The organism is Bosea sp. Tri-49 (assembly GCF_003952665.1).
Classification (GTDB): Bacteria; Pseudomonadota; Alphaproteobacteria; order Rhizobiales; family Beijerinckiaceae; genus Allobosea.
In genome coordinates, this window is sequence record NZ_CP017946.1 from 484167 (window position 1) to 500185 (window position 16019).

General features: G+C 64.8%; 14 protein-coding genes. 3 read left to right on the forward strand and 11 right to left on the reverse strand.

What is annotated here, in order from left to right:
- Window positions 1-160: 160 nt before the first annotated feature.
- The 7 genes from recA to BLM15_RS02440 form a co-directional block, all read right to left on the reverse strand.
- Window positions 161-1246: a recombinase RecA gene (gene recA / locus BLM15_RS02410; protein ID WP_269467523.1), complete on the reverse strand. Its 1086-nt coding sequence runs from the start codon at window positions 1244-1246 to the stop codon at window positions 161-163.
- Window positions 1247-1646: 400 nt separating this feature from the next.
- The gene (locus BLM15_RS02415; RefSeq protein WP_126110034.1) at window positions 1647-2120 is read right to left on the reverse strand and encodes a DUF4189 domain-containing protein; all 474 of its coding nucleotides are present in this window, start codon (window positions 2118-2120) and stop codon (window positions 1647-1649) included.
- A gap of 9 nt (window positions 2121-2129) precedes the next feature.
- A complete protein-coding gene (locus tag BLM15_RS02420; RefSeq protein ID WP_126110036.1) occupies window positions 2130-2810 on the reverse strand; it encodes a hypothetical protein in 681 nt (226 codons plus the stop codon).
- 13 nt (window positions 2811-2823) lie between these two features.
- Window positions 2824-3402 (reverse strand): invasion associated locus B family protein, encoded by a 579-nt coding sequence (locus tag BLM15_RS02425; RefSeq protein WP_126110038.1) that lies wholly within the window; start codon window positions 3400-3402, stop codon window positions 2824-2826.
- Window positions 3403-3409: 7 nt separating this feature from the next.
- Complete coding sequence (locus tag BLM15_RS02430) at window positions 3410-7294, reverse strand: YadA-like family protein (protein WP_126110040.1); 3885 nt, start codon at window positions 7292-7294, stop codon at window positions 3410-3412.
- Window positions 7294-7731 (reverse strand): hypothetical protein, encoded by a 438-nt coding sequence (locus BLM15_RS02435; RefSeq protein WP_126110042.1) that lies wholly within the window; start codon window positions 7729-7731, stop codon window positions 7294-7296. The genes BLM15_RS02430 and BLM15_RS02435 overlap by 1 nt, the downstream gene beginning before the upstream one ends.
- A gap of 338 nt (window positions 7732-8069) precedes the next feature.
- On the reverse strand, window positions 8070-9122 hold the full coding sequence (locus tag BLM15_RS02440; RefSeq protein WP_164547368.1) for a LysR family transcriptional regulator: 1053 nt from the start codon (window positions 9120-9122) through the stop codon (window positions 8070-8072).
- A 218-nt stretch (window positions 9123-9340) separates the two neighbouring features.
- On the opposite strand from BLM15_RS02440, the gene BLM15_RS02445 reads away from it, so the two are divergent.
- Window positions 9341-9856, forward strand: coding sequence for a hypothetical protein (locus BLM15_RS02445; RefSeq protein WP_126110046.1), 516 nt, complete (start codon window positions 9341-9343; stop codon window positions 9854-9856).
- On the opposite strand, the gene BLM15_RS02450 is transcribed toward BLM15_RS02445, so the two are convergent.
- Window positions 9791-10300: a hypothetical protein gene (locus BLM15_RS02450; RefSeq protein ID WP_126110048.1), complete on the reverse strand. Its 510-nt coding sequence runs from the start codon at window positions 10298-10300 to the stop codon at window positions 9791-9793. The genes BLM15_RS02445 and BLM15_RS02450 overlap by 66 nt on opposite strands.
- A gap of 69 nt (window positions 10301-10369) precedes the next feature.
- The gene (locus BLM15_RS02455) at window positions 10370-10948 is read right to left on the reverse strand and encodes a TetR/AcrR family transcriptional regulator (RefSeq protein WP_126110050.1); all 579 of its coding nucleotides are present in this window, start codon (window positions 10946-10948) and stop codon (window positions 10370-10372) included.
- Window positions 10949-11034: 86 nt separating this feature from the next.
- On the opposite strand from BLM15_RS02455, the gene BLM15_RS02460 reads away from it, so the two are divergent.
- The gene (locus BLM15_RS02460; RefSeq protein ID WP_126110052.1) at window positions 11035-11856 is read left to right on the forward strand and encodes a crotonase/enoyl-CoA hydratase family protein; all 822 of its coding nucleotides are present in this window, start codon (window positions 11035-11037) and stop codon (window positions 11854-11856) included.
- A gap of 11 nt (window positions 11857-11867) precedes the next feature.
- Window positions 11868-12287 carry a DUF1330 domain-containing protein gene (locus BLM15_RS02465; protein WP_126110054.1) on the forward strand — a complete coding sequence of 140 codons (420 nt, stop codon included), beginning with the start codon at window positions 11868-11870 and terminating at the stop codon, window positions 12285-12287.
- Between the two features lie 11 nt (window positions 12288-12298).
- On the opposite strand, the gene BLM15_RS02470 is transcribed toward BLM15_RS02465, so the two are convergent.
- On the reverse strand, window positions 12299-12772 hold the full coding sequence (locus tag BLM15_RS02470) for an ester cyclase (RefSeq protein ID WP_236846498.1): 474 nt from the start codon (window positions 12770-12772) through the stop codon (window positions 12299-12301).
- Between the two features lie 128 nt (window positions 12773-12900).
- Window positions 12901-16017: an efflux RND transporter permease subunit gene (locus tag BLM15_RS02475; RefSeq protein ID WP_126110056.1), complete on the reverse strand. Its 3117-nt coding sequence runs from the start codon at window positions 16015-16017 to the stop codon at window positions 12901-12903.
- Between the last annotated feature and the right edge of the window lie 2 nt (window positions 16018-16019).

A 16019-nucleotide genomic window follows, 5' to 3' on the forward strand; every position in this document is an offset into this window, starting at 1 on the left:
GGCCGGCTGGTCCGGCGCAGTGGTTCTAGTCAGCGCATGTGCGCCTGTCCAGAAAGCGCCCGCAACGACGCAGTACCGGCAAAGCGCTGACCACAAAACGGAAACGGGCGGCCCAAGGGCCGCCCGCCGACTTGATAACTCTATGTCCGGGTTTGAAGGCTCAGGCCTCGCCCTCGTCGAGATCCTCGGCGGTCGGGTCGGCGTTCTCCAGGATGCGCTCGGCGACCAGACCGGAATTCTGGCGGATGGTCGTCTCGATCTTGGCGGCGACGTCCGGATTGGTCTTGAGGAAGGTCTTGGCGTTCTCGCGGCCCTGGCCGAGGCGCTGGCTGTCAAAGGAGAACCAGGCGCCGGACTTCTCGACGATGCCGGCCTTGACGCCGAGATCAACCAGCTCGCCCGCCTTCGAGATGCCCTCGCCGAACATGATATCGAACTCGACCTGCTTGAAGGGCGGCGCGACCTTGTTCTTGACGACCTTGACGCGAACCTGGTTGCCGGTGGCCTCGTCGCGCTCCTTCAGCGTCGAGACGCGGCGAATGTCGAGGCGCACCGAGGCGTAGAACTTGAGCGCATTGCCGCCGGTGGTGGTCTCGGGGCTGCCATACATCACACCGATCTTCATGCGGATCTGGTTGATGAAGATGACCATGCAGTTAGAGCGCGAGATCGAGGCGGTGAGCTTGCGCAGCGCCTGGCTCATCAGGCGGGCCTGGAGACCGGGCTGGTTGTCGCCCATTTCGCCTTCGATCTCGGCGCGCGGCGTCAGTGCTGCCACCGAGTCGATGACCAGCACATCGATCGCGCCAGAGCGGACCAGCGTGTCGGTGATTTCGAGCGCCTGTTCACCGGTGTCGGGCTGAGAGATCAGGAGATCGTCGAGATTGACGCCGAGCTTGCGGGCATAGACCGGGTCGAGCGCGTGCTCGGCATCGACGAAGGCGCAAACGCCACCCTTCTTCTGGGCTTCCGCGATGGTGTGGAGCGCGAGCGTCGTCTTGCCGGAGGATTCTGGGCCATAGATCTCGACGACGCGGCCCCGGGGCAGGCCACCGACGCCGAGCGCGATATCGAGGCCGAGCGAGCCGGTCGAGACCGTCTCGATCTCGATCGCCTGCTGGTTCTTGCCCAGGCGCATGATCGAGCCCTTGCCGAAAGCCCGTTCGATCTGCGAGAGCGCCGCATCGAGCGCCTTGGCCTTGTCCATCGAAGAGCCTTCCACGAGCCTGAGATTCGCCTGATTCACGACGTGCGCTCCTTATGGCAGGGGCGCGACCACATCTCAATCCGCGCCATGGAGAGGACTATGATCATGGTTTGTTCTCTCCCGCAAGTTCTTTTTTTGTTCTCGTCTGGATGTCGCGAAAATTGTGGTTGTGAACCGCTTCTGCCTACGGTCACGGCTGCAGGTCAGCGCTCCCAGCGGACATTGGCCTACCGGTTGGGACAAGATGTTGTCGGCGCAGTCGACGCTCAACGGGTGTCGACCAATGCCGCTCGCTTTACGTCTCGTCAGAATTAGCGTTGCAGCCTATAGGCTTGCCGGCGCATTCCGGCATCGCCTTAGGTTCATCATCGCTCAGGACGACGAATAGTGGCGCGGCTGATCGAAGGCTGCGCTCCAACGCGTTCCCTCGAGCATCGTGTCAGGTGCACACCCATTCGCGCACCGCGCACCGCGTGCCTGTCCGCTCGCAAGCCTGCACGGCCTGATCCTCCGCCTGCTGGCGCGTCGGTGCAGCCTTCGCACTCCAGGGCGTGATGCGGTCGCTCTTCTCCTCGGACACGGCAAGCGCGCCGCAGTGATGGTACGGGAAGCCGGTACGGTCATCATCGTCCCAATGGCGATGATTGCGGAAGACGCTCACGATGACGCATTCGTCGCCCCCAGCCCGTCGGCAATGCTCGAGAGCCAGATCCGCCGCCTCTTGCCGCTTGTCGGCGCCCCAGAAGAAGCCGTGCTTCTGGTTCGGGCTCGAATAGGCGATCGCCGCCCAGATGCCGCTTTCCTTTGTCGCCGGCGGCCCCTTGACCGGTCTGGTCTGCAGATCGGCTGCGCCGAGCTGACTCGAACAAGCGAAAAGCACGGCAAACGCTGCAATGGCAGAGCGGAGTTTCATCTTGGCTCCTTATTGTCGGGCGGCCGAGGCTACGGAAACGACGACGCAGCCACTCGCCGTCGGGAGAAGCAGCGCATTTCCGCCATTATTGGCGAGGGCGTAGACGGCGATCTGTCCGAGGTTGTTGGCGAGTTTGCTTCCCTGCGGGAGAACGGCCGGAATCTCGGCGCATGAGGTGGAGAAGGGCGCCACTCGAACCATCGTGCCTTCGCAAGTCGATTGCGTCGGGGCGGCGAAAACGACGCCGGCGGCAGGGCCGCTATAGTTCTGGGCTGTGTAGCTCATGCCGACCAGGGCCTGCACGGCATGACGATCGGCAGCTTCGCTGTTCCACGACGACTGAACGTCATATTTCGCGCCATTCGTCAGCAATTCACCGAGGACGGGGAATACAGTGGAGCAGCTCTTCAGGCCCGCCTGCCTGGCGTGCTGCAGGAAGGGCGTTTCGGGGCGAGATCGGTCGGCCTTGTTCGTTTCCGCGATTGCCGATTGCGAGACGAGGTTTCGGATCGTGGCATAATTCATCGAGCCGTAGGCGAGCCCGCCCAGGGCAACGATGCCGATGACTGAATAGATCGCGATCCTAGTCCGGCTGTGTTTGGACGCGATGTCGTCGGCGACATGGCCTGGCCGGATCGAATGGCCCTGCTGCCGCGACATGATCCGATCATGGATGGATTGCTGGGTCATCGGTCTCGCCTGTTCATCTGATCGCCTCGACCGCTTTCGAGAGCCCTTTGAGGGTGGCCGCGAGTGTCACGGTCTTGCCACCGGTCGTCTCGTAGGAGACCTCCGGGGTCGCGCTCTTGGAGATCTGCTCGCGCAGGACCGGACCGACGGGAAGCATTCCGACGCAGACCGTGGCATTGCAGCCATCGAGCTGGACCTTGACCGGATTGGCCTGGCCCTGAAGTCGCAGCGATATCGGTCCGGGATATTTCGCATCCGGCGCGGTGCGCAGGATCATATAGGGCTTGCCGTCCTTCGAGGCCGCGAGCGACCAGCTGAAGGCCAGGCGACCAGCCGAATCTTCGATGGTCTGGGTCACGTTGCAGACCTTCTGCCGCGCCTGCAGGTTTTCGTCGCAGATCAGCGTCCAGTTTTCGAAGGGATGAGTGATCCGCCGATAGCCACCCAGTTTCGCGTTGGGAGGCAATGCCACGTCGGAGGGCTTGATCCTGTAATCGGAACCTGGCGGCGCCTGTCCGGCCGAATTCTGGCCGGACAGGAGCAAGCAAGCCACGATCATGGACACTGCTGATGCGGCTCGCTTGCCAGTCATGCTGGCCTCAGTTCAGCGTGAAGCTGACACCGGCGCCGACGCCCCATTCGCCACCGCTGGTCGCGCCGGTCAGGTTGGCGCGGACTCGGCCGTTTTCGCTGGTGTAGCCTGCACCAAAGGCGAACGCGCCCTCGTTTCGCCAAACGCCGCCACCGGCCGCCACGCTGAGCTTGCCCGGACGATCGTCGAAGCGGAGCGACGCCGCGGCAAGTCCGACCGCAGCGGCTTGCCTCGCCTCCTGGCGGGCTGCGCGAATTTCCTGGTTCAGCTGTCCGAACTTCTGGTCGGTATAGGCTTTGCCGGCATCGACGATGTTTGCGATTTGGCTGTCCGTATAGGACTTGGCCTCGGCAATGCCCCTGTTGAGCTGGTTGACGTTGACCGCGTCGGTGCCTTTCACGCCTTCGGCGACGTTGGAGATGACGACCGGCGCATTGGGGTCGCCGCCTTGCAGGGTCAGGCTGTTCTTCTTGCTGCCATCCACATTGAGGTCATAGAAGACGGCGCTGTTGCTGATCGCACCGATCCCGCCTGCCAGGCTTTCCAGCGCCACGTTGGTCGCATAGAGCTGCGAGCCGTTGATCGCATCGGTGCTGGTTGCCGAGATTCGTCCGGCGGCGACGTTCGTCAGCGTCCTCTCCGCGCCCACATTGCCGATGCTCACGGTACCGACCGGGGCGGCGCCCGCGAAGTTATAGACCGTGCCGCGGATCGTGGTGCTGGCGGTCCCGACGGCCGCGTCCGTTGCGGAGCCGGCGCCGAGCGCGACGCTGCCGGCGTGGCTAGCTGTGGCGCCGGGGCCGAGGGCGAGCGCTTGGATGCCGTTCGCGGTCGAGTTGGTGCCGAGCGCGACTCCGTCCGCCAGATTGACCGTCGCGTTCTGGCCGATGGCGATGCCGCCGGGCGCGGTCATCTGCACGATGGCGCCGTTGCCCATGCCGATGCCGTTGTCGCCATTGACCGTTGTGCGCGGGCCGACCGCCACCGAGTCGACACCGACCGCCAACGAATCCGAAGCGGTCGAGTTGGCGTGGAAGTACCGGATCGGAGTCACCGAGAAGGAGCTCATGGCACCCTTCAACTGCCGAAGTGTGACGGCGTCCTGGTCCAGCGTTCCGTCAGCCACGTTGGTGATCTGGCGGAAGGATGTGGAATTGCCCACCGAAACGGCGCCAAGCAACGTCTTGTCGGTGGTATTGTAGGGGATGAGATTGGTTCCCACCGTAATCGTGCCGGACGCCGGCGCCAGTGCACGATCGGCTATCGAGCCGGAGCCGAGCGCGACGCCGCCAAGGACGATGGCCTGGCTGTCGCGGCCGAGCGCCAGCGAATTGTCGGCGACGGCGATCGCCTGGTAGCCGACGGCCGTCGCGGCGATCCCCTGAGCGAAGGAATCGGTGATTGCAAGCGTCCGGTCGTTGGTGCGCACATAGCGGATGCCGTCGCCATTGGCGTCGGTATAGACGGTCGAGACATTGCCGGCGATGTTGTTGATCGTCGTGCCGAGCGTGGTGAGGTTGGTCGTGTTCACCGTGACCTGCTGGTTGGTCGCAAAGAGCTGCGAGCCGTTCACCGCGTCGGTCGATCCGGCCGTGAGCTGCCCGGCCGCGACGTTCTGGATCTGGCGCTCGGCGCCGACCGAGCCGACCGAGAAGGCGCCGCCAGCGGGGTTCGCGCCCGCGAAGCTGTAGGCCGTGCCGCCGATCGTCGTGCCGGCCACCGCCGTCGTCGGGCCCGACACCGAATTGAGGCCGATCGCGACGTCGCCGGTATTGTTGGCCACTGCATTCGGGCCGATGGCGACCGAATCTGTCCCCAGGGCCTGCGAATCCGGCAGGACAGAGTTGGCGTGGAAATACTTGATGCCGGCGCCGGTGGTGATGTTGTTGACGGTGACGCCGATGGCGTCGACCGCCTGGTTGGTCGCGAAGAGCTGCGAGCCGTTGATCGCGTCGGTCGAACCGCCGTTGATCCGGCCCGCCGCGACATTGGTGATGGTGCGCTCGGCCCCGGCCGTGCCGACGCTCACCGTCGAGGTCGGCCCCGTGCCGGCAAAGCCGTAGGCCGTGCCGTTGATGACGGCGCTCGGGGTGCCCACCGCGACGGTGGTCGCCGAGCCCGAGCCCAAGGCAACGTCGCGGGCATTGTTGGCGACGGCAGCGTCACCGAAGGCGACCGCGCCCGCGGCGCCCGCCCGGCTGAAGTTGCCGAGCGCCACGGAACCCTGGCCGATCGCGACGTTGTTGTTGCCGATGGCGACCGCGCCATTGGCCTGGTTGGCCGCCGTGGCGCTCGCCGTGCCGTCGGCATTGGCGATATTGTTGGCGCCGCCGGTGAAGGCGCCGGTGCCGCTGGCGAAGCTCGGATCGCCGATCGCGACCGCGCCGTCGCCATAGGCGACGTTGCCCGCACCGATGGCGACAGCCTTGCCTCCGCTTGCGTTTGCGTTGGTGCCGATGGCGACGGCGTCGACGGAGCCCGCAGTGGCCTGGAGACCGACCGCGATTGCGTTGGCTGCGGACGCCGACACGTCCGTGCCGATGCCGATGGCGCTCTGTGCGCTGGCGCCTGCTCCAAAGGTGCGCGAGCCGAGATAGATGGAGTTTAATGCTGACGCACTCGCCGAAACGCCGACAGCGACGGCATTCGTGCCGCTGGTTACGGCGCCGATGCCGACCGCGGTGCTGGCGATTCCGCTGGCATTGGCGCTGACGCCGGCAGCGAGAGAATTGGCTCCCGTCGCATTCGCACCAGATCCGAATGCGGAGGCGTTCTGGCTGCTGGCAATGGCAGCGTTGCCAACTGCGGTCCCGGCATCGGCGGTTGCATTTGCGGCACTGCCGATCGCGACGCCGAAAGCGCCGGAAGAGACCGCATTGGTGCCGATGGCGATGCTGTTGGGTATGGCTGTGTTGGCCTGAACGCCGGCGACCGCGCCGAGGCCGAATGCAATGGACTGATTGCCCCAGGCGCTGGCGTTCCGCCCCATCGCCGTAGCGCTCGTGCCCGTCGCTCGGCTTTGGCGGCCGATGGCAGTGGCGTCGACCTGAGACGCCAATACGTCCGTGCCGATGGCGACGGCGCTCTCTTGAAGGGCGCCCATTCCCGCAGCGGTCCGATTGCCAAGATTGACAGAGTTGATCGCGGTCGCGGTCGCCTGGAAGCCGATGGCGATGGAATTCTGGTTGGTCGCCGTGGCGCTGTTACCTTGGGCAATCGAATCCAGCCCAGACGCTGTTGCGCCAAACCCGAGCGCGGTGGCGCGCAGCCCGGTCGCCCGGGTAACAAAGCCGATCGCCGTCGAGTTCACTCCGTCGGCACGCGCGTTCAGGCCAAAGGCGGCCGCGCCTGCGGCGGCAACCGAGTTGACGCCAATGGAACTTGCTGCGTCGCCGGTGGCTTGGGCGTTCCCGCCTATGGCGAGTGCGTTGACGCCGTTTGCACCCGCGAAGACACCTATGCCTATGGCGTTGAGGCCATTGGCACTCATCGAATTGCCGATGGCGATCGAAGCATCGCCCGTTGCACTGTTAGAGGTGCCCAACGCCACGCTGGTCGCGCCATTCGCTTGGGTACCGTTGCCGATGGCGACGGAGTTGCCGCCGACCGCCGTGCCGCCGCCGGCCTGATATTGCGCCTGGGCCGGCGAGAAGAGCCCGAGCGCAGCGAGCACGGCCAGGCCGCCGATCGCGCCGGCCGAACGCAAGCCGCCGCCGACGCCCAGCGTCCCGAGCCCCATGGCCTTGCGACTGACGCCGAGCACGCGGTGGGCCATGCGCAGCACCGCCATCAGGCGCCGGCGTAGCGAGCGGCTGTCGCCGCCCGAAACCCAATTGCCGGCGAAGCCGCCACGGAACCTACCCTGCGCGCGCCCGTCAGTGCAGTCAGTCATCAGCTCACTTGCTCCTTGGCCCCGCTCGAAAGCTCTCGATGTGCCGCATCGGCTTTGGCGTCTGTGTGATCGGTGGTTTCTGCGTGATTGGTTCGGTCGCGCTGTTCCGCCAGCGCCGTTGCGATTTTGGTTCCGTGCTCCTCCGCCAGACCGAAGGCTCTTTCGACCCATGGCTGGCTGGGTTCGGGAACGGCATGCAAAGCTGCGTGGACGCGCTCGGGCGGTAGCTTCCGCCCGACGAGCGCACTGCAGACAGTGAAATGGAGAGCCGGCTCCCGCTCGGCGTAGAATGGAGTGGTCAGGCCAAGGACAAGGCGGGCGAACAGAAAATCGATCTCCGCCGTTGTTAGCCGGTCAACATATTGACTCTGTATAGCTGCCCATGCCGCTTCGGCTTTTGAGTAAATTAATTCAAATTCCGTAGTTGTTTTGCTCATAAGTTAAGTCGTCCGCCGAGTCAGAAGCTTATTAGAGCCACCCGATGAGTATCTATGGTTGCGTGCCTACGTAAAGCACCAATTTTGCCTCTTTGAAGACACGAAATTAGAGCATTGAGGTGGCGGTATGAATTTGCTGAAAAATCCGGCAGGCATTGGAATTTTGCTGAAAAATTCAGCACTCAATGACCTCTAGGTGCCGCGTCATGCGCAACTTGATGGGGGAGTATGTCTACGGCTCATGATTCAACGGGTCGTTGGGCGGCCGGACAAGTGTTTGCGCGTGCAGCGCATTCTGGCCTGCGGTTCAGCTTCCCTTGACGTGCAGCGGAATCGCCTCACGGATCGGGCCCGATCTTTCCCTCTCCGGCTTTGCCGGAGTGAGCTTCACGATGCCCGAATGCTCTCAAAGCGTCACAGACGGCGCCGGCGAACGCCGTCGCGGCGGGTGAAAGGTTGCGGTCGGTCAATTTGCAGCAGGCGAGCACATTCTGTGAAAGAAGAGCATCGTCGATCTCGACATGGGTCAGTCGCGCCTGAGCTCCTCTCTGCTCTCGCCCGGTCACGATGCTGATCCCGACTCCGCTTTCCACAAGCGAATGGATCAGCTCGAAGGAGTTCGTCTGGACGATCTGATTGATCAGCGCATTGGACCCACCGAACGCGATATTGAATACTTGCCGTATAAATCCCGATCCGTCCGGCAGGATGAGATTGTGTCCGCTGAGATCCGACAGCGCGACGGACGCTCGCGCCGCAAGCGGATGATCGGGTGAGGCGATCATATACATCTTGAGAGAGATGCTCTCCATGTATGAAAGCTCTGCTTCCGGAGAGAAATTATAGGCAACTGCAAAATCGATGTCGCCATCCTTCAGGCGCGAAACAAGTCCACGCGTGCTGTCGACCTTGACGCCGAAGGTTATATTCGGATGGGCTTGATGAAACCTTTTGATCACTTCGGGCAGTATTGCATTCACGATGACATCGTTGAAGCCGATCGTCACATACCCGCGACCCAGACCCTGCAGCGCGATGATTTCATCGTTTGCGATGCGCAGTTCATTGATCGCCGAGCGCAGGCGGAACTGCAGGATGCGCCCCGCTTCCGTCAGCTGCAGCCCGGCTCGACCGCGCGCCCTTTCGAACAGCTTCACGCCGAGATCGGTCTCGAGATTGCTGACCTGTCGGTTGATCGCCGACGCTGCGATGCGCAGGGATTCCGCCGCAGCGCGAAAGGAACCACGGTCGGCCACCTCGGAGAAGTAGCGCAGCGTGGTCGAACCCACCAATTTAGGAATCACCGGGTGCTCCGATAGCCATGCAACCGCCTGGTTTTCCGTCGAAAAATCACAGGGATTGCGATCCTGATGGCGGGCAGCCCTCGCCATTCCGTCCATCAGGCGCGATGACGTTAGGTGACTGTCAATCGATGATGCAGGCGGGCGGTCCAAGTGGTTTAAAACGTTTGAAATTTTTTCAGGAGATATGTGGCAAGGGCGGTAAGTCGGTTTGCGAAATCAACGGCGGCACGCCAGGATTCTCACTTGAACGCATAGGATGTGGATCGGAGGAGCGAATCCGATCGGTCTGAAGAATGTGAAGCGCGATGCACAAATCCCTGATCCGCTTGCTTCTCATTCCGCTCGATCTCGTCGTCGGGCTCGTCATCCTGCTCGACGAGCTGCTGCGGCCGCTCTACCGGCCGCTGATCGCCCGGTTCGCCTCGTTGCGGCTGGTGGCGCGGCTCGAAACGGCGATCGGGCGGCTGCCGCCCTATGGCGCGCTCATCGCTCTCGCGATTCCCTTCGCCATCGTCGAGCCGCTGAAGCTGCTCGGCCTGCTGTTCCTGGCGCGCGGAGCGTTCACGGCCGGCATCGTCACGACCGCGATCGGCCATCTCGCCGGCTTCCTGCTGGTCGAGCGCGTCTATCATGCCGGGCGTGCGCAGCTCCTCACCATTCCCTGGTTCGCGCGGATCATGGGCTGGATCGACGCGATCAGGCAGGTGGTGATCGGGCGGATCAAGGCGAGCACGGCCTGGCAGCGGGCAGTCGTGCTAGTGCGATTGGTGCGGGAGCGTTTGCGTGGCTTGAGGCTCTGGTTCGCGCGCCGGCGTGCCTGACGGAAGAGCCTCAACTTCCGGCTCGGCCTGCCAGGCGGCGGCGAGCCGCTCCAGCTCAATTGTGTAGCAATACAGTGCGAACACGATCGCGAGGAGCAGGCCGGAGCGCCATACCAGGGTGAAGCTGTCGCCGAATTTCGTCAGCTCCGGCAGGTGACGCAGGAAGTAGATCGAGGCCAGTGCACCGCCGACGATCGCGCCGAGACGGGCGGCGAAAGCCAGGACATGTCCAAGGGGCAGGCTGCGGAAGCCTTGTGGCACTGGCAGGAGGTATAGCCGCGTCCAGTAACAGCATTGGCCGAGTAGCGCGGCCACACAGACCTGCGCCAAAATCTCGCTCGGCAGCGTCTGCTGCTGGCCGATCCGCTCGACCAGGATGCGGAAGGCGGTGTGGATATGGAAGAGGATCACCAGCGCGCAGAGGGTCTGCACGATCAGCAGCAACGTGTAGGCGAGGACGGGCCGTCGCGTCATGGGCGCACGATAAATCGCAGCCCGGTGCTGATCAACGCGCTAGCCTCGAAACGAGCCTGCGGCCAGAGCAGCGGCGGCGCGGCCGGCGGCCTCGACATAGGCCGGGTCGCGGTGGACGAGCATGACCGAGAAGGCACCGTCCATCAGCAGAACGACATGGCGGGCGAGCTCCTTGGGCGCGGCGACGCCATGGCTGGCGCACTCGCCGGCGAGCCAGCGCTCGAAGCCGGCCTTGTGGCGCGCGCCGATCTTGATAGCGGGATGGCCGGGCAGGTTGGCGAGCTCGGCGGCGGTGCGCAGGAAACCGCAGCCCTTCCAGCGCGGATGCCGGGCCGAGCGGGCGAGGTTCTGGAATATCGCCTCGATCTTCTGCGGCAACCCGCCCTCAGCCTTGTCGAACCAGCCGGCCATCAGCTTGAGATTGGGCTGGTCGCGCGCCTCGAGATAAGCGGCGACGAGCTCGTCCTTGCTCTCGAAATGATAATAGAGCGTGCGCTTGGTGACGCCTGCCTTCTCGGCAACAGCGTCGACGCTGACGGCGCGGATACCCTCGCCATAGAAGAGCTTGCTGGCGGCCTCGATGATGCGGGTGCGCGTCGGCTTGTCGGGTTCGGTCATGCCTTCATGTATACCGTACAGGTAGTATACATCGTCAAGCTTGGAGCGCAGCTTCGACCGGTCGAAACCGGAAGAAGGCCAAGGCCATGCCCGAGAATGATCCCGTCCTGATTCAACAGCGCGAGGCGATCGCGACGTTGACGCTGAACCGCCCCGGCAAGCTCAATGCGCTGAGCTACGGTCTGATCGACCGCCTGCTCGACATCCTCGATGCGATCGAGGTCGACCCGTCCATCCGCGCGGTGATCCTGACCGGCGCCGGCGAGCGCGCCTTCTCGGCCGGCGGCGACATTCACGAGTTCTCACAGAGCGTCGCGGCCGGGCCGGAGCAGGCGGTGCGCGATTTCGTCCGCCGCGGCCAGGCGCTGACGGCGCGGCTGGAAGCCTTCAGCAAGCCGGTGATCGCGGCGGTGAACGGGCTCGCCTTTGGCGGCGGCTGCGAGGTCACCGAGGCGGTGCCGCTCGCCATCGCCAGCGAGCGGGCGATGTTCGCCAAGCCCGAGATCAATCTCGGCATGCCGCCGACCTTCGGCGGGACGCAGCGTTTGCCACGGCTGGCGGGCCGCAAGCGCGCGCTGGAACTGCTTCTGACAGGCGATCCGTTCACGCCGCAGCGGGCGCTCGAGCTGGGGCTGATCAACGCGGTGGTGCCGCATGAGGAACTGTTGCCGGCAGCGCATGCGCTGGCGGCGCGCATCCTGCGGCATTCTTCGTTGGCGGCGGCGAGCATCCTCACCGCGGTGACGCGCGGCATCAACACCAGCATCGCCGAAGGGCTTTTGATCGAGAGCGAGCAGTTCGCCCGCATCGCGCCGACAGCCGACCTGCGCGAAGGGCTCGACGCCTGGATGAAGCGGCGCCAGCCGATCTATTCCGGCGACTGGTCGCTGGTCGCGAAGGGCAGCTGAGGGAGGCGGGGATGAGCGATCATACGAGCTTCAGCCGCGAGACCTTCGCCGCCTTCCGTGCCGACGATCGGCCGGGCCCGGTGCAGATGCTGAACCTGATCCGGCTCAATGTGGAGGCGCAGTATCCGGACGGGCCGCATGGCGGCGGCCGCGAGGCCTTTGCCGTCTATGGCCGGATCAGCGCGCCGGTGTTGTCGCGGCTCGGCGGACGCATTCTCTGGCGCGGCAGCTTCGAGCAGATGCTGATCGGCCCGAGAGGCGAGCGCTGGGACATCTGCTTCATCGCCGAATATCCGAGTGTCGAGGCTTTCGCCGCGATGTTCCGCGATCCGATCTATCGCGAGGCGATGGTGCATCGGCAGGCGGCCGTGAAGGATTGCCGATTGATCCGATTGGAGACGCGGGAGGCGGGCGTGACCTTCGCCGGATAGGACGGGGTCGCTCAGCCCTGCTTCAGGCGTCCGATCAGGCCATGGATGTCGCCGAGCACGAAGAGGTCGCGCACAAGGCCGCCCTCGAAGGTGAAGGCCGGCGCGCCATGCCACCAGACATGGCGGCCTGTTGGTGGCACCCCGAACATCTCGCGGCGGTGAAAGCCGTGGAAGCGCAGGCGGCCGAAGACGCGGTTGCCTTCCTCGACCAGCGCGAGAATGTCGGAGGTGTACTCGCCGAGCGAGCCGGTGACCCAGTCGACATAGCCCGCAAACTCGCGATGGCCGTGCAGGACCGGGCCGAGCGAGCCGCGAAAGGTGAAGTCCTCATGGAAGATCCGCGGGATCAGCGACTTGTCGGCATGGTCCCACATCTCCTTGTAGAAGACCCTGACGATCTCCTTCTGCGGCGAGAGCGTGACGCCCTCGAAGAGGAGTGAGGGCTCGTCCTGCGGCGCGTCTCGGCCCTGCGGCATCTGCGTCATGCTCGTCTTCCCCCTCTGGCGCGGGCCGTCGAAAGCCCACCCGATCAAGCTCGGACGAAGATGCACCGGAGGCGACAGCGAATCTCGCAAAGCGCCGGTGGCAAACTGCCCATGCCGGGCCGGTCTGATCACCCTGTCGTGCGGGGTGTTTCCGCCGGGGCGGGCGTGGCCGCTCCGCTACCGCCGAGCCGGCGCGAGAGCCCTTCCATTGCAAGGAAGATCACCGGGGTGATGAACAAGGTCAGCACCTGCGAGACGATCAATCCACCGACGACGGCGAGGCCGAGTGGCTGGCGCAGTTCGGCGCTGGCGCCGGCGCCGATCGCGATCGGCAGGGCGCCGAGGATCGCCGCCAGCGTCGTCATGATGATCGGCCGGAAGCGACGCAGGCACGCCTCGCGGATCGCAGTCTCCGGTGGCTCGCCGGCGCGCTGCAATTCGAGCGCGACGTCGATCATCATGATTGCGTTCTTCTTGACGATGCCGATCAGCATCAGCAGCCCGATCACGGCGATGACCGAGAGGTCGAGACCGAAGAGCTTCAGCGTCAGGAGCGCGCCGAGGGCCGCTGCCGGTAGCCCGGTCAGGATGGTGAGCGGGTGGATGAAGCTCTCATAGAGGATGCCGAGCACGATGTAGATCGTCAGCACCGCGCCAGCAATCAGCAGGCCCTGGTTGCCGAGCGACTGCTCGAAGGTCTTGGCGACGCCGGCGAAGCTGGTGCCGATCTGCGGCGGCATATTGAGCCCGGCCTTGATCGCGTCGATGCGCTGCACGGCCTCGCCGAGCGCGCGGCCGGCGGGCAGGTTGAAGGAGAGGGTGACGGCTGGGAGCTGGCCGAGCTGGTTGACGGTCAGCGGGCCGGCTTTGCGCTCGATCCTGGCGAAGGTGCCGAGCGGGATGAGCGCGCCCGAGGAAGAGCGGAAGCGAACCTGATCGAGCCGGTCGTTCGACCATTCGATGTCGGGATTGAACTCGATGATGACCTGGTAGCTGTCGCTGGTGGTATAGATCGTCGAGATCTGGCGCACGCCGAAGCCGGAATAGAGGCTGGAGCGCAGCACGTCGGCGCTGATGCCCAGCGACTGCGCCTTGGATCGGTCGACGATGAGGTTGGCGAGCAGGGCCTTGTTCTGCAGGTCGGTGGTGACATCGACGAAGAGTGGGTCGTGCTGCAGCGCCTCCAGCATCTTGCCGGACCAGTCTGACAGCGCCGCCTGGTCGATCGCCTGCATCACGAACTGATACTGGCTCTTCGAGGCACGCGCGCCGATGTTCAGGTTCTGCACCGGCGACATGTAGGTCGCGATGCCGGGGATGGCGGCGAGCTGGCGACGCAGATCGGCGAGCATCTGCTGCAGGGGCGGGCGCTGCGCCTTCGGCTTCAGTTCGACGAAGAGCCGCCCGGCATTGAGGCTGCTCGACTGGCCGCCGGAGCCGATGGTCGAGGCGACATGGGCGACATAGGGCGAGCGCCGGAAAACCTCCTCGACCTTCTGCTGCAAGGCCGACATGGCGTCGAAGGAGATGTCCTGGCGCGCCTCGGTCGCGACCTGGATCTGGCCGATATCCTCCTGCGGGAAGAAGCCCTTGGGAATGGTCATCACCAGCCAGGCGCTGGCGGCAACGCTGGCGACGAAGATCATCAGAACCGTACGGCGATATTTCAGGTTGAGGTCGAGGCCGGCGCGATAGGCGCCGAGCACGGCGTCGAAGCCGCGTTCTAGGAAGGCGAGCCGGTCTTTGCCTTCCCCGTGGGCGGCCGCACTGGCGCCGAGGCGGGCGCACATCATTGGCGTCAGCGTCAGCGAGACGAAGGCCGAAGCGAGGATGGCGACGGTGACGACGACCGCGAACTCGTTGAAGACGCGCCCGATCACGCCGCCCATCAGCAGCACCGGGATGAAGACGGCGACCAGCGAGAGCGAGATCGAGATGATGGTGAAGCCGATCTCGCTCGACCCCTTCAGCGCCGCGTCGAAGGCCGAGAGCCCGTCCTCCTCCATATGGCGGACGATGTTCTCGAGCATGACGATGGCGTCGTCGACGACGAGGCCGACTGCCAGCGTCAGGCCGAGCAGCGAGATGTTGTCGATCGAGAAGTCGAACAGGTACATCGCGCCCAGCGTCGCGATCAGCGAGATCGGCACGGCGACGGCCGGGATCAGCGTTGCGGTGAAGCGACGTAGGAAGAGGAAGATCACCGCGACAACGAGCACGATCGTCAATCCGAGCGTGAACTGCACGTCTTCGACCGCCTGGCGGATCGAGGCGGAACGGTCGTTGAGCAGGCCGAGCGTGGTCGCTGGCGGCAGCAGCGATTGCATCTGGCTGATCGCCGTCCTGACGCGGTCGACGACCTCGACCGTATTGGCATCGGGCTGGCGGAAAACCGCGACGACGAGCGCGCGCGTGCCGTCATACCAGCTGGCGAGCTGGAGGTTCTCGACCGAGTCGATCACCTTGGCGACGTCGCCGAGCCGCACCGGGCGGCTGTCGCGGGTGGCGATGATGATGTCGGCAAAGTGTGCGGCGTCGGCGAGCTGGGTCTCGGCTTCGATCGTCAATTGCTGTGGGCCGGACTGCATGGTCCCGACCGGAGTGTTGACGTTGGCGGCGGTGATCGCTGCCTGCAAATCGTTGATGCCGATGCCGCGGGCGGCGAGCGCCGTTGGGTCGACCTGGATGCGCACCGCGTATTTCTGGCTGCCGAAGATCTGGACCTGGGCCACGCCCTCGACCGTGGAGAGCGTCGGCGACAGCACCTGCTGGACGAAGGCGTCGATCTTGGAGAGCGGAGTGACCTCGCTCTTCAGTGCCAGCAGCAGGATCGGGGCGTCGGCGGGGTTGAACTTCCGGTAGCTCGGCGGCGTCGTCATGTCGACCGGGAGCTGGCGCTGGGTGCGGGCGATCGCGGCCTGGACGTCGGCGGCAGCGGCGTCGATGTCACGGTCGAGCGCGAACTGGATCGCGATAGAGGTCGTGCCGAGCGCGTTGGTGGTGGCGATCGAGTCGATGCCGGCGATGGTAGCGAACTGCTTGATCAGCGGCGTCGCCACCGAGGTCGCCATGATCTCGGGCGAGGCGCCGGGCAATTGCGCGGAGACGTTGACGACCGGGAATTCAGCCCGCGGCAGCGCCGCGACCGGCAGCGAGCGCCAGGCGAACAGGCCGCCGAGGATGAGCGCGCACGACATCAGGATCGTCGCGACCGGATGGCGGATGCAGAAGGCGGAGACCGACATGG

What these genes read in the sequence shown, in the direction of transcription:
- BLM15_RS02415 (WP_126110034.1), bottom strand. Translation starts at nt 2,120, where the DNA reads ATGAAACTCCGCTCTGCCATTGCAGCGTTTGCCGTGCTTTTCGCTTGT.
- BLM15_RS02420 (WP_126110036.1), bottom strand. Translation starts at nt 2,810, where the DNA reads ATGACCCAGCAATCCATCCATGATCGGATCATGTCGCGGCAGCAGGGC.
- BLM15_RS02425 (WP_126110038.1), bottom strand. Translation starts at nt 3,402, where the DNA reads ATGACTGGCAAGCGAGCCGCATCAGCAGTGTCCATGATCGTGGCTTGC.
- BLM15_RS02430 (WP_126110040.1), bottom strand. Translation starts at nt 7,294, where the DNA reads ATGACTGACTGCACTGACGGGCGCGCGCAGGGTAGGTTCCGTGGCGGC.
- BLM15_RS02435 (WP_126110042.1), bottom strand. Translation starts at nt 7,731, where the DNA reads ATGAGCAAAACAACTACGGAATTTGAATTAATTTACTCAAAAGCCGAA.
- BLM15_RS02440 (WP_164547368.1), bottom strand. Translation starts at nt 9,122, where the DNA reads ATGGCGAGGGCTGCCCGCCATCAGGATCGCAATCCCTGTGATTTTTCG.
- BLM15_RS02445 (WP_126110046.1), top strand. Translation starts at nt 9,341, where the DNA reads ATGCACAAATCCCTGATCCGCTTGCTTCTCATTCCGCTCGATCTCGTC.
- BLM15_RS02455 (WP_126110050.1), bottom strand. Translation starts at nt 10,948, where the DNA reads ATGACCGAACCCGACAAGCCGACGCGCACCCGCATCATCGAGGCCGCC.
- BLM15_RS02460 (WP_126110052.1), top strand. Translation starts at nt 11,035, where the DNA reads ATGCCCGAGAATGATCCCGTCCTGATTCAACAGCGCGAGGCGATCGCG.
- BLM15_RS02465 (WP_126110054.1), top strand. Translation starts at nt 11,868, where the DNA reads ATGAGCGATCATACGAGCTTCAGCCGCGAGACCTTCGCCGCCTTCCGT.
- BLM15_RS02470 (WP_236846498.1), bottom strand. Translation starts at nt 12,772, where the DNA reads ATGACGCAGATGCCGCAGGGCCGAGACGCGCCGCAGGACGAGCCCTCA.
- BLM15_RS02475 (WP_126110056.1), bottom strand. Translation starts at nt 16,017, where the DNA reads ATGTCGGTCTCCGCCTTCTGCATCCGCCATCCGGTCGCGACGATCCTG.